Raw genomic sequence first — 25,975 nt, forward strand, 5'->3', positions numbered from 1 at the left:
GTGTGGCGGAGTGCGCGGGTCTCGCCGGCGGGATCAGGAGGCTGGATCAGGGGTTGGATCAGCTTACGCCGCCGGGTGTGGCCGCGCCGTCCCCGTTGGCGACGCACCCGGACGTCGTCGTGCCGCCGGCCGCGACGGTGCCGTTGCAGGGGGCGTTGCCGTCGCAGGGGGCGTTGCCGTCGCAGGGGGCGTTGCCGTCGCAGGGGGCGTTGCCGTCGCAGGGGGCGTTGCCGTCGCAGGGGGCGTTGCGGACGCTGACGGCGCCGCCGGTGCCGGTCAGTGCGCCACCGGGGCGGGGGCGCTCTCGTCGCGCGGGCGGACACCCGAGCGCAGCGGATAGAGGAGGAAGCAGCCGAAGGCCAGCGCCAGCACCACCAGGGGCACCGCGCCCATCATCAGCCGGACGCCGGTCTCGACGGAGGGCGGCTGCACCGCGGCCCCGTTGTGGTAGTTCGACCGTGCCAGCACGACGGTGATGACCACGGCCTGGAGGGACACCGCCCAGCGGACGATGAACCCGTTCATGCCGAAGTACATCCCCTCGCGACGGGTGCCCGTCCTGCGCTCGTCGTCGTCGATCACCTCGGCGAGCAGGATCTCAAGGAGCACCAGCATGCCCGCGATCCCGACGCCGATCGCGGCCCCGGTCACCGCCGTCAGGGCGAGGTTCCCGACGAGCAGGAACGGCACCTGTGCCGCGCCGTACACGACGATCGCGACGAGGACGGCGCGGCGCGGCCCGATCCGCGTGGTGACGCGGCTCCACACGTAGACCATCGGGATCGCGACGACGAACACCGCGCCCAGGATGACGCTGTTGGCGGAGTCGGCCTCGCCGAGGGCGTACTTGGTGAAGAACGGGATCCCCGCCTGCAGCAGGGCGAAGGTGAGCTGCAGCAGGAAGCTGCCCGTGACGTACGTGACGAACGCGCGGTTGGCGAGCGTGTAGCGGAGCGCGGCGAGGAACCCGAAGCGCTCGCGCTCCGCGTGCACCCGCTCGGCCGATCCGCGCAGCGACACCGCGAAGAAGGCCAGCGCCACGACGCCGAAGGACACGCCCATGGCCGCCCACCCGATCGCGCCGTACAGCAGGGGCGCGGCGGCGACGCCGACGATCATGCCGACGATGGCGAACATCTGCCGCCACGACGCGGCGGCGGCACGCTCGGCGATGGTCGTGAACATCTCGGGGAACAGCGACACGTAGTTCAGCACCACGACGACGAACAGCACGTCGTAGACGAGGACGACGACCAGGAAGTACCAGAACCGCGCGGTCCCGCCGTCCACGAGCGGGATCCAGATCATGGTGAAGGCCGCGGCCAGCGGCACCATGCCGATCGCGATGTACGGCACCCGCCTGCCCCAGCGCGTGCGGGTCCGGTCGGACAGGTGCCCCACGAGCGGGTTGAGCACCGCGTTGACGATGCCGTGGATCACCATGGCGACGCCGATGAGCGACGGGTCGACGCCCAGGTGGTCGACGTAGTAGAAGGTGGCGAAGGTCGCGAACGCCTGGCTGAGCAGGTTGACGGACAGGTTTCCCGAACCATAGGCCAGCATCTGCCCGCGCCGCACCGGGCTCACCGAGCCGGGCTCCCCCGGACCGTGCGTCACCGCGCTTGCCGGGCCGGGCTCCACCGGGCCCGCGGAGCCGGGGCCCTCCTGACGGCGCTTCATCCGGCCCTCCGGGCGGCGCTTCATCGGGCCCTCTGGGCCGTGCGCAGGTCCGACCAGCCGATGAGGCGGACGCCCTCTTCCGCGATGGCGCGGCGGACCTCCGGATCGGTGAACAGCCGCAGCTCCATGCCGCGTTTGGCGTGCTGCGGCATGATCTGCCGGAGCTCGCCGTCATCAACGAACGGATGGATGTAGATCTCGGTCACGCCGGGCCGCAGCGCCCGGATCAGCCCGATCATGTCGCTTCTGACGCTCTCGTACGTCTCCCCTTCGGCCAGCTCGAAGGGCAGCGTCCACAGCCGGTCGAGGATCACCACGCCCGCCGCGTCCGCGGCCTCCGCCCTCGCCTGCGCGAACGGCTCCAGCTCCGCCGGCAGGCCCATGCCGTCGAGCGTCCTGGGCAGCCGGAACGGCAGGCCGTGCTCCGCGCACGCCTTGAAGACGACGTCGAGGAAGTCACGGCCGGTCTCCAGGCCGTACAGGCTGCCCATGTGGTTGTCGGCGTGCGACGGGTCGAGACCGAGGGCGACGGCCCTGCGGATCTGCGCGTCGATCTCCGCGCCGACCTCCTCGGGGTCGGCCCGCTCCTCCACCGTGCGCGAGTCGGCGGGGAAATAACCGGCCTCGTCCACGAGCGAGGACACCGCGCGGTCGCGGGTCACCGGCCCCCAGCGGTATCCCTCCCACTCGCTGGTGAACGTCAGATGGACGCCCACGTCGTAGCCGCCCGCGACGGCCGTACGGACCGCGTCGGGGGCCCACGGGCACGGCGTCATGACGGTCGCCGAGCTGATCGCGCCCGCCGCGAGCAGTGAGGTGATTCCGGTGTTGGCCGCCCGGCACATGCCGTAGTCGTCGGCGTTCACGATCAGCAGCCGGTCGTCCGGCCCGGCGCCGAGCCGTCTCGCGAGGTTCACGTGATGTTCCCTTTCCCTGACCCGGCGGGGTCCGTGCCGTACGGCCCTCCGGTGGTCATGTCGTGCGGCCGCCCACGACGGCGGCGAAGGCGCGTTCGCGCGCGCGATGGCGGGCGAGCCAGGACGCGCCGCGCAGCACCGCGTCCCCTTGGACGCCGCTCGCGATGATCCTGATCGGGAGCGGCGCGGCGTCCCTCGCCAGATGGCGGCGGATGCGGCCGAGCAGCAGGTCGGCGCTGGCGCCGAACGCGCCGCCGAGCACGAACAGCTCCGGCTCGATCACGAGGGCGACGGACGCCGCGACGTGGGCGATCCTGCGGGCGGTCGCATCGACCACGGCGAGCGCCCTCTCGTCGCCGCCCCTGGCGCTCTCGAAGATCTCGCGCGGGGACGGGCTGCCCTCGATGCCGGCCTGCCTGGCCTGTTCGGCGATGCGGCGCGCGCCGAGCACCTCGGTGCCGGGCTCGGTCGCGGGGTGGGGCAGGAACGCGACCTCGCCCGCTCCCCCGGCGAAGCCCCGGTGCAGCCGGCCGCCCAGCACGATCCCCGCGCCGATGCCGACACCGACGCCGAGCAGGACGAAGTCGGCGACGTCGGCGCACGCGCCGAACCGCTGCTCGGCGACGGCGGCGAGGTTGACGTCGTTCTCCAGCAGCAGGGGCACGGGCAGGTGGCTCTCGATCGCCTCGGCCAGGCCGCGGCCCCCCTGCGGCAGCCCGTACGCCCGCCTGACGGTGTGGCCGTCGCCCGCCACGATCGCGGGGACGCCGACGACGGCCTGGCCGATGGCGCCCGGCTCGGTCCCGGCATGTCCGGCGCACTCGGCGGCGAGCGCGGCCACCGCCGCCGCCGTGTCGGCCACCCTGCGGCGTGGCGCCCGGGTCTCCGCCTGGGCGAGCGTCTCCCCCATCGCGTCCACGAGGACGGCGCGGATGCGCAGGTGACCGATGTCGACGCCGAGCGCGAGCGCGCAGCGGGGCGCGATCCGATAGAGGGTCGCGGCGGGCCCGCGACGCGTGGTGTCGGCGCCCGCCTCCTCCACGGCCCCGCGGGCCATGAGCTCACGCAGAGCCTGGGCGACGGTGGTCTTGGACAGGCCGGTGGCCCTGGTGATCTCCGGCCGGCCCAGCGGCCCCTCACGGTCGATGACGTCGAGCACCGCGCGGGCGTTGATCGACCAGAGCAGGCCCTGCGGCCCGGCCAGATAGTCGCCGCTCACGCTTCACCTCGCGTCCCGGCCCGAGTAGGTCGGAAACTTTCCTACTCGAGGTGAGCCGTTTCTATCCGATCGGCGGGCCCCGCCACAAGACCGCTACGGTTCATTGGAAGCAGGAAAGGGGATCATCGTGAGCAATGCCGAAACGGGTGACGTCCCGTTCGGGGCACGGGTGCGCGGCTGCCTGCTCGGCGGGGCCGTCGGCGACGCCCTCGGCGCGCCCGTGGAGTTCGACTCGATCGCCGCCATCCGCCGCGACCACGGCGAGGCGGGGCTGACCGACCTCGCGCCCGACTGGAGCGGCAGGACCGGCCTGGTCACCGACGACACGCAGATGACGCTGTTCACGGTCGAAGGGCTGATCCGCGCCGACGTACGCGTCAGGGAGAAGGGCATCGGCGGCGGTGAGGTGCACGTGGTGCGCCACGCCTACCTGCGCTGGCTCGACACCCAGGAGCACCGCCAGCCGCCGCCCGCCGACGGCCTCGTCCGCACCGGCCGGCTCCGCGAGCAGACCTGGCTCTACTCCCGCCGCGCCCCCGGCAACGCCTGCGTGTCCGGGCTGCGCGCCGGCCTCGGTTCACTCGCCGCCCCCGGCATGCCCGGTCCGGTCAACCCCGGCTCGAAGGGCTGCGGCACCGTCATGCGCTCCGCCCCCTTCGGGCTGGCCGTACGCGATCCCCGGGCCGCCTTCACGCTCGCGGCCGGCTGCGCCCAGATCACGCACGGGCACCCCACCGGTTATCTCGCGGCCGGCGCCTTCGCCGCGCTGATCCGCCTCCTGGCCCAGGGCGCGCCGCTGCCTGCGGCCGTACGGGACACGCTCGGCCTGCTCGCCGAGCAGCCCGCGCACGAGGAGACCACCGCCGCGATCGAGGCGGCGGTCGCCCTGGCCGATGCGGCGGAGCCGGCGCCCGAGGCGGTGGAGACGCTCGGCGGCGGGTGGGTGGCCGAGGAGGCCCTCGCCATCGCGGTCTACTGCGCGCTGGTGAGCGGCGACGACATCGAGCGGGCCCTGCTGCTGGCGGTCAACCACTCCGGCGACAGCGACTCCACCGGCTCCCTCTGCGGCAACATCCTCGGCACCGTGTACGGCGACACCGCCCTTCCCGAGCGCTGGGTGTCGCGGCTGGAGGGCAGGGACACCATCGTCGAGCTCGCCGACGACTTCACCACCCAGTTCACCGGCGGCCGCCTCGACCACGCCGAATACCCCGGCTGCTGAGCCCTGCTTGCCACCCGATCCGCCCCGAACGGCATCAGACGCACGCATCACCTGATCTTGTCGCATGGAACGGTGTAATCTTCCGCGCGTACTGGTGATGCGGCCCGACGGGCTTCCGTTCTCTCACCCGGGAACGGACATGCCCCCATACCGCACGAGTCTTTCGTGCTGCCTGGGGGTAAGTCCGTGGCCGTCGTCCGGCATTCCGCGGAAGGTCTGCTTCAGCTCGCGTCGGTGCCGGAAAGGCTGCTCAGCGAGGTGATCGCCGAACAGCTTCGCATCACCCAGGGCCTCAATCCCGGCCGGGGCGAGCGGAGGTCGTGGGACCGCAGCCTGCCCGTCCTCGCCCGCGACCTCGTCGACGCCGGGCTCGGCGGCGTCGAGATGCTGCTGGAGTACCAGTTACCGCTCACCAGCAAGCGGGCCGACGTGATCCTCGCCGGCGTCGACCGGCACACCGGCGACGACGCGTACGTCGTCGTGGAGCTCAAGCAGTGGAGCCGCGCCGAGCTGTACGAGGACGACGCCGACCTCGTACTCGTCCCCGGCATGGGCGACCGCCCCAAGCTTCACCCGGTCGTGCAGGTGCACGGCTACTGCGACTACCTCGCCGACTTCGTCGGCGCCCTGGAGCACCGCCGTCACGCCGTGCGCGGCGTCGCCTATCTGCACAACGCGAACGACCTGGACATCCACGACCTCTACGACCGCGTGGAGGACGAGCGGACCCGCCTGTTCAGCCAGAGCCGTCGTGGCCGGTTCCTCGACTACCTGCGGGCGCAGTTCGCACCCGCGCCCGGTGCGCGCGCCGCAGACCGGCTGCTGGCGTCGGCGATCCGGCCGTCCAAGCAACTGCTGAAGGTGGCCGCGGCCGAGATCAAGCACCGGGACCAGTTCGTCCTGCTCGACCAGCAGCGCCTGGCGTACGAGATCGTGCTGCACGCGGTGGAGAAGGCCAGGGCGTCCGACTCCAAGGAAGTCGTCATCGTCACCGGCGGGCCCGGGTCGGGCAAGAGCGTCATCGCCCTGTCCCTGCTCGGCGAGCTCGCCGAACGCGGCTATGCCGCACACCACGCCACCGGATCGCGGTCCTTCACCGAGACCATGCGCCGCCACGTCGCCCGGGGATCCACGCGCACGAAGGCGATGTTCAAATACTTCAACAACTTCATGACCGCCACGCCCAACGACCTCGACGTGCTGATCTGCGACGAGGCGCACCGGATCCGCGAGACGTCGGCCAACCGCTTCACCAGGGCCGACCAGCGGACCGGCCGGTCCCAGCTCGACGAGCTGATAAGCGCCGCCCGCGTCCCCGTCTTCCTCCTCGACGAACACCAGGTGGTGCGGCCGGGCGAGACCGGGACCGTCGCCGACATCAGGGCGCACGCGCAGGCCCGCGGCCTGTCCGTGCAGCAGGTGGATCTCGACGCCCAGTTCCGCTGCGGCGGCAGCCGCGCGTACGAGGAGTGGGTGCTGCGGCTGCTCGGCCTCAACGGCGAGGATCCCGAGCCGTGGACCGGCGACCCGAACTTCGAGGTCACCCTCGCCGACTCGCCGTACGATCTGGAGGGGCTGCTGCGGGGAAAGCTGAACGACGGTTACTCGGCCCGGATGACGGCGGGTTACTGCTGGCGGTGGAGCGACCCCGACGGCGACCGCCTGGTGCCCGACGTGCGGGTCGACGGCTGGTCCAAGCCGTGGAACGTCAAGGGCGACCGCGCCGTCGGCGACGCTCCTCCGAGCGCGCTGTGGGCCACCCTGCCGGGTGGCTTCGAGCAGGTCGGCTGCGTCTACACCGCCCAGGGCTTCGAGTACGACTGGAACGGCGTCATCTTCGGCCCCGACCTCGTCTACCGGGACGGCCGCCTGGTCACCGTACGCACGGCCAGCGAGGACCCGGCGCTGAAGAAGAAGACCGTGACGGACGAGCAGGCCGACCGGCTGATCCGCAACACCTACAAGGTGCTGCTCACCCGCGGCATGATCGGCACGGTCGTCTGCTCCGTCGACGCCCGGACGCAGGACTTCCTCACCACCCTGCTCGACCGATAGGGTGTCGCGGCGCGCATCCCCCTGCGCGGTTCGACGGTCCGGAAGCCGCCTGCCGAGAACGAGCTCATGACCCTCTGCACCCGCATCGACGTCGCCAAGCCTGACGTACCTGCCCTGCCCCGGCAGGCGTCGGACGCATGAGCGAGGAGCGGCGTCTTCCCGGCGGGAACACGAATGGCGCGGTCCGGGTCGGTGACACGGTACGCCGTGTCCCCGGTCCGTGGACGCCTGCCGTACACGCGCTGCTCCGGCATCTGGAGGAGGCCGGCTTCGACAGGGCCCCGCGTGCCCTGGGGTTCGACGAGCAGGGCCGGGAGGTCCTCTCGTACCTGCCGGGAGAGGTGGTCGGGACCGCGCGGCCGTGGCCCGCGTGGGTGCACGGTGACGACGCGCTCCGTCAGGTGGCCGGCTGGCTGCGTGACTTCCACGCCGCGGTGGCGGACTTCGTCCCCCCGCCGGACGCGGTCTGGCGCGAGGGAGGGACCTGGCGGCCCGGCCTGGTCGTCGGCCACAACGACGCGGCGCCGTACAACGCCGCGTGGGCCGGCGGGCGCCTCACCGGCTTCTTCGACTGGGACTTCGCCGGTCCGGTCACCCGGGAGTGGGACCTCGCCTTCACCGCCTTCTCCTGGGTGCCGCTCCACGCCCGCCACGTCGTGGCCGCGGATGGGTTCACCGCGTTCGCCGACCGGCCCCGGCGGCTGCGGCTGTTCCTCAGCGCGTACGGCTGGGACGGCCCGGCCGGCCGGTTCGTCGAAACCGTCCGCCGGCGCGTCGGCGCCTCCGCGGACGGCATCCGGCGTCTCGCGGCGGCCGGCGACCCGGCGTACCGGAAGTTGGTCGACCAGGGGGTCGACAGGTCATTGGACACGGCGGTCGAGGAACTCGCCGGCTTCGACGCCGAGTGAGGCAGGCGCCTGCGATTCCACTGCATGGGTAATCGCCGATGGGGACGGGGCCAAGCCGTCGACACGGCGTTCCACCTGGAGACGGCTCGTCTCCGACGTACAGGTCCCCCGCTCGTCCAGGCCGTCGAACATGCTGCCAAGACAACGAGGTGGTGCCGCCTCGCCTAGCGGTCTCTGGACGACGCGTCATGTCCTCCCGGGGTGCGCACGTCGCGTTAGCGCCCTGCACCGCACCTTCACGGGGTCATTCGAGAATCCGGTCGGCTGTCGTCCAGCCGGGGGCTCGATCACAGCGCACCACGATGTGCTCCTTGAGCTCGATGCGTTCCCCGTTCTGTCGGATGACCCGGTTGTCCGCCAGCTCATGCAGCAGACCGCGGACCCGGATCGGCGGCAACGGTTCCAGTCCAGAACGCCGTCTTTCCTTGTTCACCACTTTGATCACCGTCGCGGCATCTGTCGTGCTGCCCGCGGCCAAGGCGACGAGTAGCCCCCAGAGCACGGTGGCCTGGTCCTCTCCGAGTTCGCGCCGCACCGATCCGTACAGCAGATGCACGACCGACCACACGGCGAAGGCGACTGTGAGCGGATTGGGGCCGGTGACTGCGGTCATGACCGCGCCCATCACCACGTTGACAAGCCTGTCGGGCACGATCCGGAAGTTGGCCAGTTTCCTGCTTGTCCCGCCGCCCAGGCCGCCAGGCCGCAGTGTGACGGTCCTCTCGTCGCTGCCGCCGTCCAACGGGTCGAGCACGAAGGCGTCACCAAGGACCTGCGCCAGCCAGTCGTGCCGCCGCTGAGAAGAGTCCGGCCGGTCCTCCTCCGACTGCCGGATCGCCTCCAGTACGGCATCGACCAGGAGATGCGAGGGGCCCGGGTCGGCCATGCGCTCACGCTGAAGTAGCAACTCGGCGCGCAGCAGTCCCCGCAATCGGGGATGTCCTTCGATGATGTCGAGTATTCGCCAGGCTGCCGCCGCGCGTTCCTCAGGGTTCTTCGCAGCGCGTGCGGCGATCAACTCGCTCTGCAATTCGGCCGACTCGGTCTGGTCCAGTTCCTCGCTCAGCTGACCGAACAGGAGCTGGACGGCCTGCATGACGGCCTCAGGGCGGGTTAGTTGTTCATTCACAGGCGTGCTCCCGAGTTCCGTGGATTCCGGTGAAGGTGAAAGCGGCCCAGTGCCGCAGACCGTTGTACGGCCGGTTGTCGCTCCAGTTCCAACGGACCTCTCGCGCGGCCTCTCGAAACGCAGCAGCCTCGGCCGTCGGCAGGCGGGCGCCGATTTCGTCGAGAAGCGTGGCGAGGTCGTCGCAGGACGCGTCGCGTAGCCATATCTGCGCGCGGCGAAGTGCTTGCGCCATGGGCAGTTCCGCCACGGTGAACAGTTCGTACAGCTTCGCCATGAGAAGCAGCGCCGCCGAGTCCGAGACGGCCCACTGCGAGGACACGACACCCGACACGCCGATGTGGAGCAGGCCTACCGCGAGGCTGACCGCCTCGTCCGGGAGTCTCTCCCCCGGCACCCCCGTCTCGCAGGCCGACAGGACCGCGAGTTCGCAGCGTGTGGAGCCATCGGCCTCCAGGATCTCCTTGAGGGACAGCGGGCCTGTGGCAAGGAGAAGGTGGCTGTCGACAGGGCGGTACGGATCGCTCCGCCCGTGGACGGCGAGATGGACGACGCGATCCGACCGCAGCCGCGTGAGCACCTCTGTCCTGCCGGGGTCGGCCGCCACCGTGCAGTGCTCCGGCAGTCGCTGTGCGACATGATGCGCTTCGGCCAGGGAGAACGTGAGTCCGTCGCAGGTGTTGTACGCCGCGAGGGCCGTCGCCGAGGGCGGCTCCGACCACTCCGCGCGGCGTAGGGACCTGGCGTTGGGGGCATAGCTGAAGCCGCTGACGTGGTCTAGCACGTGGCCGGTGTGCCCGCCTCCCACGCCCTGCGCGGGGCCTTCCCGGTCTTCCACGAGCGCCGCGTGAAGCGGCAGCGAACTCAGGAGGCCCTGCGGCACGAGCATCACCTCGGGTGCCCGTTCCCAGTGACCCGCCATGGTCGTCAGCGCCTTCACCACTGGTCCCATGACCATCGCTCCCAATCGGCTCGCGACGGTTTCCAACGTGTCGTCCCAGCCTGCCCTGTCGACCAGCCGCCTGCCGTTGGCCCGGGAGAAGTCGCGGTAGACGCCCTCCACCTGTTCTTCCGTGAGGGAGTCCAGCCAGATCACGAACGGCTCGCCGTCGGCGGCGATGATCACCGCTAGACCTCCCACGTGAGTGGCACCCAGGTAGACGAGCACCCTGCCGGGATCGGCGCGGGCGATCGGGGCGATGGTGCCCTCGAAGGTGGGCGGCTGGAGGAAGTCCTGGAAGCCGTCCACGTCGGCGATCTGGGCGGCCACGTCCATGAGTTCGTCACGCAGTTCGCGCAGGTGTCCGGCGTCGGAGTCGGCGGCGCCGAACAGGCGGTTGCGAGCGATCAGGAAGCGGTGTCGGAGTTCGCCGTGTCCCAGCGTTTCGAGCCGGTCCAGCTCCACGTCGACCAGGGCCATCTTCTCCGAGAGGGCGAAGGCGCGTCCGTGCTCCAACCGCGCGGCGGCTTTCCGGAGGTCACCGGCACGGGCGGCGGCGTACGCGGAGCGGGCGTGCAGACCGACGGCCCTGGCCAGCCAGGATTCCCGGTAGGACGGGCTGATTTGCGCGCGCCACAGTGCGTCGACCGCCTTTACCGCATAGTCGTACGCGACGTCGGCCTCGGCCCAGCGCTCCTTCGCCAAAGCGGCGTCACCCCAGCCCCGGCCCGCCTGCAGAGCCATCGCGGGGTCGGCGATCAAACCGGTCCGGCAGGAGTTCCCGAACGCGCGTACCGCTTCCAGCCAGTCGCCCTCGTCTGCGGTGACGAGGTGGCGCTCGTAATGGATCCGGCCGAGATCGGCGCACCTCCCCGAGTACTTCGGATGCTCCTCCCCGGTCCCCGCCACGACCTCTTTCATGAGGGAGAGGGCGTCCTGGAGCTGCCCGGCATCGCCGGTGAGGTGATACGTGGCCATGAGACAGGTAGCCAGGTTGCGCTCGACGCCCAGCCGTTTCCCGGGATTGCCGGCGAACCACTCGATCACCTCGCGATAGTGGGCGAGCGCCCTCTCCAGCAGGGCACGGTCGCCGGTCACCGATGCGAGCGTCTCCAGCCGCCCTGCGAAGACGTTCAAGGTGTCGACGTACTCGGGATCATTTCGCTCCGTGTCCCGCAGCGCCTGCTCGATCAGGTCGTACGACCGCTCCAGATCCAACGGATCCTCACTGTGCCGGAAGCGGTCCATCAGACACATCGACAGGTTGTGCCGTATCTTGGCGCTGCCCTCGCGTTTCCTCTCCTGACGCAGCGCGCTCTCCAGCAGCTTCACGGACTCCTCGATATCCGCAAGATCGCCCGTGAGCCGATATCGGGTCTGGTACCGAAGAGCAAGAGTGGATGCATGGCGTGGCATATCCGGAGAACCGGGCGAGGTGATCTCCACAGCACGCTCGGCATGGCGGACGGACTCCTCGAAGAACCTCCGTTCCCCGGTGACTCCGAAAAGAGTGTCGAGCGCCAGACCGAGATTGTTGTGGAAGTTCGCCTGATAGTCCGTCCTCCGCATTTTCATGGAGATGTCGAGAGCCTCGCGCCACAAAGTGATGGCCTTGTCGAGGTCATCCGCTCTGCCGTGCACGACGAAGAGAATCCGCCGAGACTCCGCGATCACGTTCAGGCCGCCGATGAGCTGCCGCACCGGCATCGCCTTGAACCCCGGATCACGGATCAACTCCTCCAGTCCTGCGGCACTACTCTCAAACTCCTTCCAGTCGTTTCGCCCCAGGGCGGCGACACGCTGAACCTCGAGATTCTGCAGGCGTTTCTGCATGCGGAACAGGTGCCGGAAGCCGACCATGTTCACCCGGCTCCCGGAGTTCTCCGTGGCACGGCTTCACCTCATCCCTTGGGGCGATCCAAATGCTGTTGCATCCGCTTCTCGATCTTCTGGATGTAGGACCGAACAGATTTCCCGTTGAAGCGGGGGTACGGAACGTGTTTGCCCGGGCCCACCAGGACAGAGCGGCTGCCGTAAACGAGGACCAGTTCCTCGATCTGATACCTGGAGGCACCGGGCAGCCGCGATTCCGAGCCGATGACCGTCAGGTCGAGCCGGCCGGTTCGTTCGGGAGCATCCTCAGCCCACAGGCAGGCGTGCAGCCTTGACGATCCCCCATCCGGGAAGAGGTGCCATTCGGCCCTCAGCCGGATGGTGTCGCGGTCGGCGAACTCCACCGTGACGTCCGCGTCGAGTGCGCTCAGTCGTCGGCCGGCGCGCCCGTTCTTATCAGCCGATAGATCACCCATGCCAGCAGACCTGCGGCAATCACGACAGCGGCCACCCTGACCACCTGCTGCCTGATCGTCCCCGACAGATCTTTTGGGTCGTCCGTTCGCCGCTCCCCTCCCGGGTCGCGGAACGTGAGGGACCGGATGGGGGCGGTCGCGTCGCCTATGCCGGAGCCCTCTATGAGGACGGCGAGCCGCGGGGACTGCAACCCGACGACGTCCTCCCCCTCCGCGACCATGTTGAGCACGTGCGCCTCGCCCGGCTCGCCGTCGAGGATGCGGCGGATTCGGTCGAGGTAGCCTTCCGCCGCCCCAGGACACCGCACGCCGCCGATCCAGCGAGCGGGAAGACCCTCAGGGAGCCGCGCGATCACTGACGCTTCCGGTAATTTTCCGCTGACCTCAAGTACCCGGCCTGCGACCTCCCGCTCCACGTCCTGGGCCGCCTCCCCCTTCTCCGTCAGCCATTTCTCCACGTCCTCGCGGGGGAACGCCTCATCCAGGGCCGCCGTGAGCGCTTCGGCTCCGGGCCTGCCGGCGATGGCGGAAACCCAGGTGGCGACCAACCGAAGGACCGAGTCCCGATCCTCCGATACGGAACGGGCATCGCCTTCGACCACCAAACTGTAAACGATCATGGTGCCCACGCTGTCGACGCGGCCGGAGGGGATCCCGCCCAGGTAGAGCCGCCAGTCGGCGCCATCGCCGACGGCGAGCACGCAGGGGCGCTCAAAGGCGTTGACGTCGCCGAACTCACGCCACCAGGCACGAGACGGCGCCGCTCCCAGGAAGTGGTAGTCGAGATGACGCAGTTCGCCGCGGGTCCGCAGATAGATCCTCATCATTGTCCTCACGAGTCAGGTCAGGTAGGTCAGGCGAGGCCCCTCCGGACGCGCAGAAAGGGCGGACAGCACCTCGAACAGGCTCGCGCTCTGCGCCACGCTCATGCGGTACTCCTCCTCACTCGCATCGGCTCGCCGGACGCGCTCGGCACGCTGACCGCTCCAGCTGAGCCAGAGGTCTCGGAAGAAGCCCTCTCGGAGCTCGGCGTACTGCCGGAGGTGCTCTGACCTGACGCGGTTCATCTGGGCTGTCAACTCGCTGTGCGACTGAGCGGCGGTGACGAGCTGCCTGCACAGCAGCATCATCAGGTCGTCCAGTCCCATCCGGCTGATGATCCCGTCGCCGCGGACGCGATACCGGGGCAGGCACTTGTAGCCACCGAGGGCACCGGCGTCCTCTGCCCACTTGACGGACTTGAGTTCCACGCAACCGAACGTGTCGATGGGCAGGTAACGCAGGACGGCGTGCTGCGCCTCCTCCCGGACGACCTGGGCGACGCCCGCGTACTCGCGGCTGACGCGCCGTCGCAACTCGGCGCCCAGGTCCTGGGTGCCGCCGTTGTCGCACAGGTAGCTCTCGCACTTGACCGGACAGAACACCACGAGCGCCGGCTCGTGGGAGTTGTGACGACGATCCTTGGCCCAGATGCGCACGAGCTGTTCCATCTGGGGGATGGCGAGCTGGCTCGGCAGGACCCGTTCATACCGGTCCTCCGCCTCCATAAGAAGCACCGAGTCAATGGGAATCAGGAGCACGGTGCTGTCGGACAGGAACGTCTGGCAGGCTTCCCAAGCGGCGGCGTTGCGCTCGCCGCCGCTGTCCTCGAGCCACCCGCCGGGGTAGTCGAGGATCTCGAAGAGAATCGGCGTCTCCGTGGTGCGCGGCTTGAGCCTGAGCCTGAAGTAGCTGGGGTCGCTGGTGCTCGGCACGCGCTCCGGTTCGAAGTCCTTGCTGCGGAGCGCGCCGCGGATCACGCCCTCGGTGAGGGTGATCCGCTTGGCGGTCGGAGAGTCGGCCGCGCTCATGCTCACCTGCGAGTTGACCAGCAGCCGCTGCCCCTCGTGCAGCAGGCTCGCGATCAGCGTCGTCTTCCCCACCCGGCTCGGCGCCAGTAATCCGATCTTGTAAGTGAATTCCGACTCGCTCACGCTGCTCCCTGGAGTTCCTTGTCGATCGCGGCGATCGCCCGGGTAACCCGGGCATACCGGGCGTTGGCCTCATCGATTCCGCGGAACTCGTCGGGCCACAACTCGTTCCGGTACGACCGCACGAAGCGCCGGAATTCCTGGACCGACGCCCCGGATCTGATCAGCGCATCCTCGAACTGCTCCACCACCGCCTGGATGACGACGGACGGGGTGACGCGCTCCCCGAGCAGCGACTTCCGCGTCCGGTAGGCCGCCTGCTCGGCCAGTCCGCTGATGATGCGATACAGGTCCTCCGCGCCCTCCTCCGTCAACTCGACGGCGATCTGCTGGATCTGCTCCCCCGCCTGCGGATGCCGCACCTGCAGGTTCAGCCCGCCGAGGTCGGCTCGCACCCTTGGGTAGAGCAGGGTCCGATACTCCAGCCGCACGTCGAGAAGTGCGTCGACGCTCCGTGCGAGCGTCGGGCAAGGCTGGGCCGACTCCGAGAAGGCCTTCGTCAGATGTGCCAGCGACTCCTTGCCGTCACCGTCGCCGAGAAGTGCCCCGCAATGCTCCCGGAAAATCGCCGCCACCCTGTCCCACATGTCGCTGAGCTTTGCGCTGAAGAAGTCGTCCAGCGCGCCGAACCGCTTGCTTATCTCCAGCCGGATGCGGTTGAGCTCCGGGCCGGCGAACGCGGCGGCGTTCCGCTCGGTGATCAACACGTCGAGGGCGCGGTGCCGCCACTCGTCCGTGCCGAGGCCGAAACCGTCGGCGGCCCACTTGAGCACGTCCTCGTAGGCGGTCTCGACCGCCGTGATGAAACTCTCGTCCGGCGCGTCGTCGTAGAGCCCGGCCGTCAGTTCCCCGACCAGCCTGCTCAGCCTGCGGGCCAGCGCGCTGCGCAGGTGATCGGCCTTGGCCTCAAGCACCTCCTCGGGAACGCCGTTGGGATCACGCACGGTCTTGAGCAGTCCGCTGAGGTCACGCAGCGCCGCGCTGATCCCGCTGCTGACGGCGCGTGCCTGCTCGCCGGCCCATGCCAGTCCCTCGGCGTCCATCTTCGGCAGGCCGGTCGCCAGGCGCCGCAGCAACGGGCCGAGGACCTCCGCCCGCACCCGCACTCGGTCACGGACATCGGTTTCGAAGACGGTGACGTGACGGCCGTCCCGCCCTCCGTTGACGTTGCGCAGTATGTCGCCGCGCAGGTCCTCATCCAGCTTCGGGCGCAGGTCGTTGCGGTTGACCACGATGAAGGCGAACTCGCCTTCGCTCCGGATGAAGCCGCGCACTGTGTCGAGCAGCTTCATCGCCTTGACGTCCGCTTTCCCCCAGAACGAGGAGGTCTCCGCAGCGCGTTTCACCAGCAGCACGGCATCGACCTCGTTCCGCAGGCCGTCGACGTGCCGGCCTTCCGCGTCCGGAGACAGGTCGCCGAGGCCGGGCAGGTCGATCACCGCGAGGTTGGCGACATCCTCGTGGGGGAACGGGCAATCGATGCGCGCCTCGCGGACCGCGAGATAGGGGCGGGCGACACGCCCACCGTGTCGCTCCTGCTCCTCCGACGTCGGGTAGGCGACGTACTGCCGCAGCTCGCTGAACTCGACGTCGCGGGTGCCGCCGGTCAGCAGATCCTCATAGGACGGCAGGGAAGTCTGGCATTCGCGCAGCCGGACGAGCACCGACCGGATCTCGCTGTCGCTCTCCTCGTCGGCGGGCGGGTAGCGCCACGCACGGAACTCCTCGATGGTCCGGGGCACCTGCGGGATCGCGGCCTCTGCGTGATGGGGCGCGATCACCTCGGACAGGAACGAGTCAGGCGTGTGCATCCGCAGTTCCGCTCGCCGCACCGTGGAGTGGAAAATCCTGCTCCGCACCGCGGTTACGGGAATCCCGTCTCCGGCGGGAATCTGGTCGTCGCCGAGACCGGAGATCGCCTGCAGCAGCGTGCTCTTGCCCATGCGTGCTGCACCGCTCACGCCGATGTTGATCGTGCCACGCGCGAAGCGGGCGCCGAGCACCCGGTATGTCTCGATGATCTGCGCGATTCGGAGGCGGAGCTCGGCCAGCCGGGGTACGGCCAGCTCGTGTGCCGCCTCGCTCTCCAGGTAGGCATACGCCTTGAGCTCGGTTACAGCGTTCTGCAGCTCGTCCAAATGGTCGTCGATCGCCTGCCAGCGAGCAACTTCCCGTTGCACGAGGGGCAGGTTCCTGCCACGGATCTCGATAAGCCGCTCGAGAGCAGCCGCCGTCTCAGACATGAGACCTCCCGGACCGGTCCAACGGACGCATTCAGGGAGTATAGGAAGGCCAACGATAATGCACCATCATTTGGCCGGAAACTGCATCAGAAACATCGGCAATCGCGACAGAAGGCCGCAAGCTTGACACGGAAATATGACAACAGTCGGCACGGCACCCTATTCCGTGACGCGAGAGTGGCGATTTCGTTACTTCCACAGAGAGAACGTTTTCGATGACCGCGAAGGCGATGTCACTCCCACTCCCCCACCTGGCCGAACAGGCCGATAAGGCCTCTTATCGGCCGATGGGCAGAATTCGGACCAGGCGTAATCAGGTTTACTGCCGAAGCACCCATTCCGCCATATCAAGGCAGCAGAGGGAGGCTCGGTGGACAATATGATCACCTGGACCCATTGACCGAAGCCCGCGCCACTTCGAGGCGCACATCAGCCAATTGAGTCCAGGCAGGTCACGACCTTGGGCATCGACGCAAGGAATCTGCGGACCCCGCCGCCACCCCGCACGAGAGAGGGGACACCAGGCCGACGGCAAGGTCGGCCCGCCGCTCAGGGACGGGGCCAGGGCCGTCCGGCGAGGTGCTCGATGTCGGTGTTGAAGCGTCTCAGGTAGGCGGCGAAAGTCACGACTTCCTCGGCGGTCCAGTCGGCCAGCACCTTCTCCAGGCCGCGGACGTTCTTCTCGCGCTCCTCACCGAGCCACCGCTCGCCCGCCTCGGTCAGGCGGAACTTGCGGGCGATGCCGCCCTCGGGGTCGGGGATGCGTTCCACCAGCCCGGCGCGCAGCAGGGCCGAGGTGTGCCGGTTGAGGGTGGACACGTCCAGCCCGAAGGCGTCGCTGAGCTGGCCGATGGACATGGGGCCGGTGACGTGGATGCGGCTGAGCAGCAGGTAGGCGCTGCGGTCGACATGCCGGTGCCGCCCGAGGAGCATGGTCTCGAACTCGATGAGATGCGTGGGCTTGTCCATGCCGGTTTCCTTCGCGTACAGATATGTGCACACTACACGAATTGTGTATGTAACACATGATGTGTATGGTGCACATCGTTTTGACCGTTTAATTTGAGGGAGAACCCACGTGGGAGGCTCCGCGCCCGCCGCTCGCCCCGGCGGCATCGTCAGCGTGATGGCGGTGGCCGGCATCGTCGCCTCGCTGATGCAGACCCTGGTGGTGCCGCTGATCGGCGAGCTGCCGAACCTGCTGCACACCAGCGCGTCGAACGCCTCATGGGTGATCACCGTCACGTTGCTCGCGGGAGCGGTGACGACCCCGGTCACCGGGCGGCTCGGCGACCTGTACGGCAAGCGCCGCATGATGCTGGTCTGCTCGGTGCCGTTGATCGCGGGGTGTGCCGTCTGCGCGATGGCCGGCTCCCTGACCCCGATGATCGTCGGAAGAGGCCTGCAGGGCATGGGCATGGGCATGATCCCGCTGGGCATCAGCGCCCTGCGCGACCTGCTGCCGCCCGAGCGGCTCGGACCCTCCATCGCGCTGCTGAGCTCGTCGATGGGGATCGGCGGCGCGCTCGGCCTGCCGGTCGCGGCGGCGGTCGCCGAGTATGCGAGCTGGCGGATGCTGTTCTGGGGCTCGGCGGTGCTGAGCGTGCTGGTCGCGGTGCTGATCTGGCTCCTGGTGCCGGCCGCGGCCACGCGGACGTCCGGCAGGATCGACGTCGCCGGCGTGCTCGGTCTGGGCACCGGGCTGACGTGCCTGCTGCTGGGCGTCTCCAAGGGCGCCGACTGGGGCTGGGCGAGCGGCACCACGCTCGGCCTGCTCGCCGCCGCGCTGGTCGTGTTGCTGCTGTGGGGCTGGTGGGAGCTGCGCGTCAGCGCCCCGCTGGTCGATCTGCGCGTCACCGCGCGGCGGCAGGTGCTGCTGACCAACCTGGCCTCGATCGTGGTCGGGTTCTCGATGTACGCCCAGGCGCTGATCGTCATGCAGATCCTGCAGCTCCCCGCGGCCACCGGCTACGGCCTGGGCCAGTCGATGCTGGCGGCCGGCCTGTGGAGCGCCCCGTCCGGACTGGTGATGATGGCCGTCTCGCCGCTGGGCGCGCGCCTGTCGGCCGCCCGCGGCCCCAAGATCACCCTGATCGCCGGCAGCCTGGTCATGGCGCTCGGGTACGGCTCGTCGACGGTCCTGCTGGGCTCCACCTGGGGCCTGCTGGTCGTCACCTGCGTGTGCAGCATGGGCGTCGGCCTGGCCTACGGGGCGATGCCCGCCCTCATCATGGCCGCGGTCCCCCGTTCCGAGACCGCCGCCGCCAACAGCTTCAACACGCTGATGCGCTCCATCGGCACCACGGTCTGCTCCGCGGTGGTCGGCGTGGTCCTGTCGCAGATGACCATCCGGCTGGGCGGGCACGTCCTGCCGTCGGAGAGCGGTTTCCGCGCCGGAATGCTGATCGGCTGCGCCGCCGCCCTCGTCGCCGCCGCCGTGACCATGGCGCTCCCCGCACGAGCGGCGGGCCGTACGGCCGGGCAGGACGCCCCCGCCGAGCCCGTCACCGTCACGAAGCCCTGACCCGTCACCGACCGGCCGCGCCGGGCGTGTCGCCGAAACGGCGCGTGGCCACGAGCGCGGCCAGGTCCGGCGCGAGGCGGAGCTCGGCCGCGTCCAGCCCCGGGTGGCCGAGCCAGTGCATCCGCGCCTGGTCGACGGCGCCGCCGAACCGCGGCGGCCAGTGCCGGGCCGGGGTCAGGTCGTCGATGACCAGCGTGCCTCCCGGCGTCAGCAGCCGGTGCGGGTCGGCCGGCCGCTCGCCGCTCTTGCCCTGGCCGCCGCCGTCGAGCACGAGCAGGTCGTACGGCCCGTCGCGACAGATCTCCCGCCAGTCACCGTGGATCACCGAGACCTGCGGGTGATCGGCGAAGACCTGGGCGGCCAGGGACGCCAGGCGTTCGTCCCGTTCGACGCTGACCAGCCGGGCCCCGGGCCCGGCGCCCGAGGCCAGCCATGCCAGGCCCACTCCGCATCCGGTGCCGGTCTCCCCGATCGTCTCGGCGCCGCCCGCCAGGGCGTACAGCAGCCGCCCCTGCTCCGGGCGGCAGGAAGGCGCGAAGCCCGCCTGCCGGGCCACCCGGACCGCGCGCTCCACCAGCGGAGGCAACCCCGTGAGGCCGGCGTACGCCGCCGTACCGTCGATCGACATCTCCCAAGCCTAGTGACGCGCCTGCCAGGTCTCGACGGCATCGACTATGCTCATCGTGTTCGCAAAATGAACCGATGTTCGCATAGCGAACAAGAAGGGAACGTCATGGGTTCGGCCTTCCTCTATGCCGCGGCGCGCACGCCGTTCGGCAGGTTCAACGGCGCGCTCGCGGACGTCCGCCCGGACGACCTGGCGGCCACCGCGTTGCGCGGCGTCCTGGCGAAGCTCCCCCGGCTGGATCCGGCGGAGATCGGTGACGTGGTGTGGGGCAACGCCAACGGCGCGGGTGAGGACAACCGCAACGTGGGCCGGATGGCCGTGTTGCTGGCCGGGCTGCCGGTGACCGTCCCGGCCACCACGGTGAACCGGCTGTGCGGATCGAGCCTGGACGCCGCCATGATCGGCTCGCGGACCGTCGAGAGCGGCGACGCCGACGTCGTCGTCATCGGCGGCGTGGAGTCGATGACCCGGGCGCCGTGGGTGCTCCCCAAGCCCTCCCGGGCCTTCCCCGCCGGGGACGTGACCGCGGTCTCCACCACGCTCGGCTGGCGGCTGGTGAACCCGCGCATGCCCAAGGAGTGGACGGTCTCCCTCGGCGAGGCCAATGAGCAGCTCGGCGAGAGGTTCGGCGTCTCCCGCGAGCGGCAGGACGCCTTCGCCGCGCGATCCCACGCACTGGCCGACGCGGCCTGGAACGACGGCTTCTACGACGACCTGGTCATCCCGGTCGAGGGCGCGGACCTCACCCGCGACGAGGGCATCCGGCCCGGCACGACGCCGGAGATCCTCGCCGGGCTGAAGCCGGCCTTCCGCCCCGGCGGCGCCATCACGGCCGGCAACGCCTCGCCGCTGAACGACGGCGCGTCCGCGGTCGTGCTCGGCTCGCAGGCCGCCGCCGACCGGATCGGCGCCGACCCGATCGCCCGCGTCGCCGGTCGCGGAGCCTGCGCGCTCGAACCCCAGATGTTCGGGTACGCGCCGGTCGAGGCGGCCAACCAGGCGCTGCGCCGGGCCGGCATCGGCTGGGACGACGTCGGCGCCGTCGAACTGAACGAGGCCTTCGCCGTGCAGTCGCTCGTCTGCCTCGACGCGTGGAAGGTCGATCCCGCCATCGTCAACACCAGGGGCGGCGCCATCGCCATCGGCCACCCGCTGGGCGCCTCGGGCGGGCGCGTCCTCGGCACGCTCGCCCACGTGCTGCGCGAACGGCGGCAGCGGTGGGGTGTGGCCGCGATCTGCATCGGCGTCGGCCAGGGCCTGGCCGTCGTGCTCGAGAACGTGAGCGCGGCATGACCGCCGTCTTCACCGACCCCGAAGAGGCGGTCGCCGGCATCGCGGACGGCTCCACCGTCCTGATCGGCGGCTTCGGGATGGCCGGCATGCCCGTACAGCTCATCGACGCGCTGATCCGGCAGGGCGCGACCGATCTGACCGTGGTCAGCAACAACGCGGGCAACGGCGACACCGGCCTGGCGGCGCTGCTCGCCGCCGGGCGGGTACGCAAGATGATCTGCTCGTTCCCGCGCCAGAGCGACTCGTGGGTCTTCGACGGCCTCTACCGTGCGGGGAAGATCGAGCTGGAGGTCGTCCCGCAGGGCACCCTCGCCGAGCGCATGCGCGCGGCCGGGGCCGGCATCGGCGCGTTCTACTGCCCCACCGGGGTCGGCACGCCGCTGGCCGAGGGCAAGGAGACGCGCACCATCGACGGCCGCGACCACGTGCTGGAATACCCGATCAAGGGTGATGTCGCCCTCATCGGCGCACACGTCGGCGACCGGATGGGCAACCTCGTCTACCGCAAGACCGCGCGCAACTTCGGGCCCGTCATGGCGACCGCCGCGAAGCTGACGATCGCGCAGGTGCACCATGTCGTCGAGACCGGCGAGCTGGACCCCGAGACCGTGGTCACCCCCTGCATCTACGTCGACCGCATCCTGGACCTGAGTGCGGCGGAGGGAAGCCTGTGACCAGCACCGTGGAGCATCTCGACCGGGGCCCGCTCGGCCGCGACGAACTCGCCGCCCTCGTCGCCCGGGACATACCGCCCGGGTCCTTCGTCAACCTCGGCATCGGCCAGCCGACGACGGTCGCCGACCATCTCCCGGCCGGCTCCGGGGTCGTCCTGCACACCGAGAACGGCATGCTCGGCATGGGGCCCGCCGCGCACGGCGACGAGATCGACCCCGACCTGATCAACGCCGGCAAGATCCCCGTCACCGAGCTGCCGGGCGCCTCCTACTTCCACCACGCCGACTCCTTCGCGATGATGCGCGGCGGTCACCTCGACGTGTGCGTGCTCGGCGCCTTCCAGGTCTCCGAACGCGGCGACCTGGCCAACTGGCACACCGGCGCCCCCGACGCCATCCCCGCCGTCGGCGGCGCGATGGACCTGGCCACCGGCGCCAAGCAGGTGTTCGTCATGATGACGCTGTTCACCAAGGACGGCACGCCCAAGCTCGTCCCCGAATGCACCTACCCCCTCACCGGGCTGGCCTGTGTGAGCCGCGTCTACACCGACCTCGCCGTCTTCCACATCGGCCCCGGAGGCGTCACCGTGGCCGAGACGTACGGCACCAGCGTGGCCGACCTCGCCTCCCGCCTGGAGGTCGCCGTACGCCCCCTGGGCCAGGAGCCATGACGGGACGTACGCTCCTGGGCCGGGAGCCATGATGGGACGAAAGGGACGATAGTCTCACCCCGTGAGTAAGCGAGCAGTCCTTGTCACCGGCGCCTCGCGCGGGATCGGACGGGCGATCGCGATGGCCTTCGCCGCCGCCGGCGACCGCGTCGCGATCCACCACCGCGGCTCTCCCGACCTGGCAGAACGGCTCCGGGCCGAGCTGCCGGGAGAGGGTCACGCCGTCGTCCAGGCCGACGTCTCCGATCCCGCCGAGGCGCGGCGCATGGTCGAGGAGGCCGCCGACTCCCTCGGGACCATCGACGTGCTGGTCAACAACGCGGGGGTCTTCCTGCACCACCCGGTCACGGAGACCTCCTACGAGGAGTGGCAGGCGGCATGGCGCGAGACGCTGGCCGTCAACCTCGTCGGACCGGCCAACGTCATCTGGAACGCCGTACGGCACATGGGTCAGGGCGGCAGGATCGTCAACGTCTCGTCGCGCGGCGCCTTCCGCGGGGAGCCGAACAGCCCCGCCTACGGCGCCAGCAAGGCGGGCCTGAACGCCCTGGGCCAGTCGCTCGCCATCGCCCTCGCGCCGCTCGGCATCGCCGTGGCGACGGTGGCGCCCGGCTTCGTCGAGACCGACATGACCAACGAGCATCTCAAGCCGCCGCGAGGCGACGAGATCCGCGCCCAGAGCCCGTTCGGGAGAGTGGCGCGGACCGAGGAGATCGCGGCCGCCGTCCTCTATCTGGCGTCGCCGGACGCCGAGTGGGCCAGCGGCGCGATCGTCGACCTGAACGGCGCCTCCTACCTGCGCAGCTGAGCCGCGATGCTCAGTTGGGCGTCCCGTGCTTGACCAGGACCTTCTCCAGCCTGCTCACGACCGGTCGCCAGGTCTGAGGCAGGCTGTAGCGGGTCGCCCGGTGACCCTTGTAGGCCAGCCGGTAGGCGATGAAGTCGGCCCCCGGCGGCCGGGCCTGCGAGCGCCCGAGCCGCAGGTGCTTCAGCGAGCCGCGCAGGCCGCGCCATTCCGCCGCGGTCAGGCACTTGCGGACCGTGGGGCCGGTGCGGCGGCTCAGCACCGCGCAACCATCCGTGTAGACGGCGACCCGGTTGCGCAGCCCGGCGAATCCGCCCTCCTCCCGCAACTCCACGAGCAGCTTCCTGTGCGCCGTGTCTGTGTGCGCCGTGTCTCTGTGCGCCGTGGCCGCCTCGGCGGGAGCGGTGACGGCCAGCACGGACAGGGCCGCCAGCGGCAGCAGCACGGTACGCGACATCCTCATGCCCTCTATGACGGATCACGGCGCCCTCCGGCTCACCGAACACGCCGGCGTGCAGCGCGGCCGATGCCGGGCGGACGGAATGGTGGACAGCGCACTACACGCGCTGGAGGCGGCGGACTCCCTGGCCGGGGCGCCAGAGGTCCATGACCATGACGGACCCCTCTATCCGCGTCAGCACGACCTCCCGGATGTCGGCGATGAAGAAATGCGACTCGCTGAAGGCGTCGGGACCGAGGCCGCGCGCGGCCAGCATGGGCGCGATCCGGTCTCGATCGGCGACCTCGACCGCATAGCCGGACAGCTTCGTGTCCCCACCCGGCGAACCGGCGGAACCGGCGGAACCGGTGGCATCGGCGGCATCGGCGGCATCGGTGGCATCGGCGCCGTCGAGGAGCACCGGAGGGCCGTGCAGTGCGAAGCGCGGATCACGCCGCAGGTCGCGCGCCTTCAGCGCACCGGGCATCGACCCGAACCACAGCTCGTCGCCGACGACGTACGCCTCGATGCCGCTGACCCGTGGCAAGCCGTCCTTGCGCAGTGTCGCGATGGTCTTGTGCTTGTGCGACTCGAACGACTCCCGGACCCGGGCGGCGAACTCCGGCGCGGATTCGGCGACTTCACGCCATCTGGCCATGTGGTGCGGCGCCTCCATGCGATCGCGGATCAGCGATCAGCCTGCCAGGCGGCACCGACAAAACCGCCAGGGGAGTTTGCGTACAAACGGGCTTCGGCGCGACCGGCCTTCACACTTGCCGGGGCATACGTGATGAACGCCGTCCTTCCGTTCCGGAGAGTGCACGACGGCGACCATCGCTAAGAGGAGATGCCGGATGAGTGTGAACGAGCAGGTCCTGAGCTACCCGATCCCCAGCGACGCGGCGCTGGATCCGCCCGCGGAGTGGGCCGAGCTGCGCGGCAAGTGCCCGGTGGCCCATGTCACGCTGCCCAGCGGCGACCGGGCGACGCTGCTGACCCGCTACGAGGACGTCAAGCGGGTGCTGGCCGACCCGCGCTTCACCCGTCAGCTCAACGCGCCCGACGCGGCCCGGCTGTCGGCGGACGGCGGCGGGGTGTTCAGCAGCGAGATGGCGGCGATCATCCCCGACAGCGGCGAGGAGCACCAGCGCTGGCGGCGCCTGGTCGGCAGGTGGTTCACCGCCAAGCGCATGAACGCCATGCGGCCCGCCATGGTCCAGATCGCCGAGGATCTCATCGACGACATGGTCAAGCGCGGCTCGCCGGGCGACCTCAGGGCGGGCCTCGGCTTCCCGCTGCCGGTCTACGTGATCTGCGACATGCTCGGCGTGCCGGCCGCCGACCGCGACCGGTTCTCCTACTGGTCCGACACGCTGCTCAACCTGACCCGGTATGGCAAGGCCGAGACCGATGCCGCCCAGGGCGAGTTCTTCCAGTACATGTCCGGCCTCGTCGCCGCCAAGCGCGCCGCCCTCGGCGACGACATGCTGAGCGAGCTCATCACGGCCGGCGGCCCCGAGGACGGCGGGCTGTCCGACATCCAGATCCTGGTCACCGGAATGGCGCTGCTGGTCGCAGGACACGAGACCACCGCCAACATGATCGGCAAGATGATCGCCATGCTGCTGACCGACCGCTCCCGGTGGGAGCGGCTGCTGGCCGATCCGTCGCTGATCCGCACCGCGGTGGAGGAGTCGCTGCGCTTCGACGCCAACGCCGGGGTCGGCCTGCCCCGCTATCTCAACGCGGAGACCGAGGTCGGCGGCACGATCCTGCCGCGCGGCACGACCGTGGTGTGCAGCATGGCCGCCGCCAACCGCGACGAGACCGCGTTCGAGAACGCCGGCGAGATGGACCTGACCCGCAGCCCGAACCCCCACCTGGCCTTCGGCTCCGGCGCGCACTCCTGCCTGGGGCAGGCGCTGGCCCGCACCGAGCTGCAGGTCGCCCTGGAGGTGCTGCTGCGCAGGCTGCCGACGCTGGAGCCGGCCGTACGGGTGGAGGAGCTGGAACGCGTGGAGGGGCTGGCCGTCGGCGGCCTGCGCGAGGTCCCGGTCCGCTGGTGACCCCGGTCACGGCACTCGATCGCCATGGAGGAATGGACATGAAGGTCATCGTCGACGAGGCGAAGTGCTGCGGCGCCGGGCAGTGCGCGCTGATCGCCCCGGAGGTGTTCGACCAGCGCGACGAGGACGGCATCGTCGTCCTGCTGGAGCCCGAGCCCGCCGAGGACCGGCACACCGCGGTCCGCGAGGCCGCCGCCGTCTGCCCCGCCGGGGCCGTTCACGTGGACGAGGACGCCTGAGCCGTACGTCACGGGGCGTGCCCGCCGGGAGACTGGCACGCTCCCCT

General features: G+C 70.2%; 23 protein-coding genes. 10 read left to right on the top strand and 13 right to left on the bottom strand.

The annotated features are described in order from the left end of the window. Window positions 1-276 precede the first annotated feature (276 nt). From HCK04_RS24035 to HCK04_RS24045, 3 genes are read right to left on the bottom strand one after another with little or no spacing between them, the layout of a single operon-like run. On the bottom strand, window positions 277-1,680 hold the full coding sequence (locus tag HCK04_RS24035) for an MFS transporter (protein ID WP_142649654.1): 1,404 nt from the start codon (window positions 1,678-1,680) through the stop codon (window positions 277-279). A 20-nt stretch (window positions 1,681-1,700) separates the two neighbouring features. After that, window positions 1,701-2,597, bottom strand: coding sequence for a polysaccharide deacetylase family protein (locus tag HCK04_RS24040; protein WP_142649655.1), 897 nt, complete (start codon window positions 2,595-2,597; stop codon window positions 1,701-1,703). Between the two features lie 55 nt (window positions 2,598-2,652). Beyond that, window positions 2,653-3,816, bottom strand: a complete 1,164-nt coding sequence (locus HCK04_RS24045; RefSeq protein WP_142649656.1) for an ROK family protein — start codon at window positions 3,814-3,816, stop codon at window positions 2,653-2,655. Between the two features lie 127 nt (window positions 3,817-3,943). Between HCK04_RS24045 and HCK04_RS24050 the strand changes: the two genes are divergently transcribed. From HCK04_RS24050 to HCK04_RS24060, 3 genes are all read left to right on the top strand, one after another. Then, window positions 3,944-5,038, top strand: a complete 1,095-nt coding sequence (locus HCK04_RS24050) for an ADP-ribosylglycohydrolase family protein (RefSeq protein WP_221889963.1) — start codon at window positions 3,944-3,946, stop codon at window positions 5,036-5,038. A gap of 234 nt (window positions 5,039-5,272) precedes the next feature. Next, window positions 5,273-7,093, top strand: coding sequence for a DUF2075 domain-containing protein (locus HCK04_RS24055; protein WP_260617387.1), 1,821 nt, complete (start codon window positions 5,273-5,275; stop codon window positions 7,091-7,093). 137 nt (window positions 7,094-7,230) lie between these two features. Further along, window positions 7,231-8,001: a phosphotransferase gene (locus tag HCK04_RS24060; protein ID WP_142649658.1), complete on the top strand. Its 771-nt coding sequence runs from the start codon at window positions 7,231-7,233 to the stop codon at window positions 7,999-8,001. A 244-nt stretch (window positions 8,002-8,245) separates the two neighbouring features. On the opposite strand, the gene HCK04_RS24065 is transcribed toward HCK04_RS24060, so the two are convergent. From HCK04_RS24065 to HCK04_RS24095, 7 genes are all read right to left on the bottom strand, one after another. Then, window positions 8,246-9,097, bottom strand: coding sequence for a hypothetical protein (locus HCK04_RS24065; RefSeq protein ID WP_142649659.1), 852 nt, complete (start codon window positions 9,095-9,097; stop codon window positions 8,246-8,248). Window positions 9,098-9,122: 25 nt separating this feature from the next. Beyond that, window positions 9,123-11,927 (bottom strand): CHAT domain-containing protein, encoded by a 2,805-nt coding sequence (locus HCK04_RS24070; RefSeq protein ID WP_240971770.1) that lies wholly within the window; start codon window positions 11,925-11,927, stop codon window positions 9,123-9,125. A 41-nt stretch (window positions 11,928-11,968) separates the two neighbouring features. Beyond that, the gene (locus HCK04_RS24075) at window positions 11,969-12,304 is read right to left on the bottom strand and encodes a hypothetical protein (RefSeq protein ID WP_168066221.1); all 336 of its coding nucleotides are present in this window, start codon (window positions 12,302-12,304) and stop codon (window positions 11,969-11,971) included. A gap of 23 nt (window positions 12,305-12,327) precedes the next feature. Then, window positions 12,328-13,200: a hypothetical protein gene (locus HCK04_RS24080; RefSeq protein ID WP_142649662.1), complete on the bottom strand. Its 873-nt coding sequence runs from the start codon at window positions 13,198-13,200 to the stop codon at window positions 12,328-12,330. Window positions 13,201-13,215: 15 nt separating this feature from the next. Further along, window positions 13,216-14,349 carry a hypothetical protein gene (locus tag HCK04_RS24085; protein WP_142649663.1) on the bottom strand — a complete coding sequence of 378 codons (1,134 nt, stop codon included), beginning with the start codon at window positions 14,347-14,349 and terminating at the stop codon, window positions 13,216-13,218. Then, entirely contained in the window at window positions 14,346-16,589 is a 2,244-nt protein-coding gene (locus HCK04_RS24090) for a hypothetical protein (RefSeq protein WP_142649664.1), read from the bottom strand. The genes HCK04_RS24085 and HCK04_RS24090 overlap by 4 nt, the downstream gene beginning before the upstream one ends. A gap of 549 nt (window positions 16,590-17,138) precedes the next feature. Continuing rightward, entirely contained in the window at window positions 17,139-17,558 is a 420-nt protein-coding gene (locus tag HCK04_RS24095) for a MarR family transcriptional regulator (RefSeq protein WP_142649665.1), read from the bottom strand. A gap of 109 nt (window positions 17,559-17,667) precedes the next feature. Here HCK04_RS24095 and HCK04_RS24100 point away from each other — a divergent pair, with 109 nt between their 5' ends. Further along, window positions 17,668-19,113: an MFS transporter gene (locus HCK04_RS24100; RefSeq protein ID WP_260617388.1), complete on the top strand. Its 1,446-nt coding sequence runs from the start codon at window positions 17,668-17,670 to the stop codon at window positions 19,111-19,113. Window positions 19,114-19,117: 4 nt separating this feature from the next. On the opposite strand, the gene HCK04_RS24105 is transcribed toward HCK04_RS24100, so the two are convergent. Then, window positions 19,118-19,741 carry a class I SAM-dependent methyltransferase gene (locus tag HCK04_RS24105; RefSeq protein ID WP_142649666.1) on the bottom strand — a complete coding sequence of 208 codons (624 nt, stop codon included), beginning with the start codon at window positions 19,739-19,741 and terminating at the stop codon, window positions 19,118-19,120. A 105-nt stretch (window positions 19,742-19,846) separates the two neighbouring features. Here HCK04_RS24105 and HCK04_RS24110 point away from each other — a divergent pair, with 105 nt between their 5' ends. The 4 genes from HCK04_RS24110 (at window position 19,847) to HCK04_RS24125 (ending at window position 23,187) form a co-directional block, all read left to right on the top strand. Further along, window positions 19,847-21,034, top strand: a complete 1,188-nt coding sequence (locus tag HCK04_RS24110) for a thiolase family protein (RefSeq protein WP_142649667.1) — start codon at window positions 19,847-19,849, stop codon at window positions 21,032-21,034. After that, the gene (locus HCK04_RS24115) at window positions 21,031-21,708 is read left to right on the top strand and encodes a 3-oxoacid CoA-transferase subunit A (RefSeq protein ID WP_142649668.1); all 678 of its coding nucleotides are present in this window, start codon (window positions 21,031-21,033) and stop codon (window positions 21,706-21,708) included. The genes HCK04_RS24110 and HCK04_RS24115 overlap by 4 nt, the downstream gene beginning before the upstream one ends. Further along, entirely contained in the window at window positions 21,705-22,379 is a 675-nt protein-coding gene (locus tag HCK04_RS24120; RefSeq protein WP_142649669.1) for a 3-oxoacid CoA-transferase subunit B, read from the top strand. Before HCK04_RS24115 ends, HCK04_RS24120 begins: the two co-directional genes overlap by 4 nt. 61 nt (window positions 22,380-22,440) lie before the next feature. Next, a complete protein-coding gene (locus tag HCK04_RS24125; protein ID WP_142649670.1) occupies window positions 22,441-23,187 on the top strand; it encodes an SDR family oxidoreductase in 747 nt (248 codons plus the stop codon). Window positions 23,188-23,197: 10 nt separating this feature from the next. On the opposite strand, the gene HCK04_RS24130 is transcribed toward HCK04_RS24125, so the two are convergent. Next, window positions 23,198-23,647: a hypothetical protein gene (locus HCK04_RS24130; protein WP_142649671.1), complete on the bottom strand. Its 450-nt coding sequence runs from the start codon at window positions 23,645-23,647 to the stop codon at window positions 23,198-23,200. 94 nt (window positions 23,648-23,741) lie between these two features. Beyond that, window positions 23,742-24,281 (bottom strand): pyridoxamine 5'-phosphate oxidase family protein, encoded by a 540-nt coding sequence (locus HCK04_RS24135; protein WP_142649672.1) that lies wholly within the window; start codon window positions 24,279-24,281, stop codon window positions 23,742-23,744. A 196-nt stretch (window positions 24,282-24,477) separates the two neighbouring features. Here HCK04_RS24135 and HCK04_RS24140 point away from each other — a divergent pair, with 196 nt between their 5' ends. Then, complete coding sequence (locus HCK04_RS24140) at window positions 24,478-25,689, top strand: cytochrome P450 (protein WP_142649673.1); 1,212 nt, start codon at window positions 24,478-24,480, stop codon at window positions 25,687-25,689. A 38-nt stretch (window positions 25,690-25,727) separates the two neighbouring features. Further along, the gene (locus tag HCK04_RS24145) at window positions 25,728-25,928 is read left to right on the top strand and encodes a ferredoxin (RefSeq protein ID WP_142649674.1); all 201 of its coding nucleotides are present in this window, start codon (window positions 25,728-25,730) and stop codon (window positions 25,926-25,928) included. The last annotated feature ends 47 nt before the right edge of the window (window positions 25,929-25,975 follow it).

The sequence above is a fragment of the Microbispora sp. CL1-1 genome (genome assembly GCF_012034195.1).
GTDB lineage: Bacteria > Actinomycetota > Actinomycetes > Streptosporangiales > Streptosporangiaceae > Microbispora.